Origin of the sequence: Myroides odoratus, assembly GCF_965118575.1 — a bacterium.
Classification (GTDB): domain Bacteria; phylum Bacteroidota; class Bacteroidia; order Flavobacteriales; family Flavobacteriaceae; genus Flavobacterium; species Flavobacterium odoratum_B.
This window is the reverse complement of sequence record NZ_CBCPHW010000050.1, coordinates 1-869: the sequence shown is the minus strand read 5'-3', so window position 1 is coordinate 869 and position 869 is coordinate 1. Positions and strand designations below refer to the sequence as shown.

At 32.1% G+C, this 869-nt stretch carries 1 protein-coding gene; it reads left to right on the top strand.

The window, feature by feature from the left end:
* A partial coding sequence (locus ACMHJ2_RS17735; protein WP_413514179.1) for an ISL3 family transposase occupies positions 1-755 on the top strand: 755 nt, incomplete at its 5' end.
* Positions 756-869: the final 114 nt, after the last annotated feature.

Sequence of the window (869 nt, the reverse complement as noted above, 5' to 3'; positions counted from 1 at the left end):
GTAAAGGAAAGAAAAAGACAATTGTAGCGATAGTTAAAGGAACAAAGTCAGATACTGTAATAAAGCATCTATCTAAATTACCTAAAAAACTTAGAGATAAAGTTACTGAGATTACTTTAGATATGGCAGGTTCTATGAAGCAAATAGCTAAAAAATGCTTCATTAACGCCATACAAGTTATTGATCGTTTTCACGTGCAAAAACTAGCTAGCGAAGCACTTCAGAATATTAGAATTAAACATCGTTGGATTGAAATGGACAATGAAAACAATGCTATTATTCAGGCAAAGGTTACAAATAAAACCTTTTCATCTGATATGTTAGCTAATGGTGATACAAAAAAACAGCTATTAGCGAGATCTAGACACTTACTATATAAAAGCCCTAATAACTGGACAATAGACCAAAAAGATAGAGCAAAATTGTTATTTGAATTATATCCTGAAATTGAACAAGCTTATAAATTAACCAACAAGCTAAGGGGGATATACAATAAACTTATCCCTAAAGAAGTTGCAATGACAAAACTGGCCTATTGGTTTAATCAGGTAGAAAACACGAATCTTAAACAGTTTAATACCGTAATTAAAACATTTACGCTGCATTATCCAGAAATACTCAACTATTTTAATGACAGAAGTACAAATGCTTCCGCAGAGTCGTTTAATGCTAAAATTAAATACTTTAGGATGATGTATAGAGGAGTGAGAGATAAAACTTTCTTCCTTTTTAGATTGACTAAACTTTTTGCTTAGTAGATGACAGATAGAAAATGATGTATTGAATCTGACCCTTCGGTGCCTCAGGGTGACATACGAGATGAAAAAGTCAGCCTAAAAAAACACTTTTTTTCCTAGTCCCCAACTTTT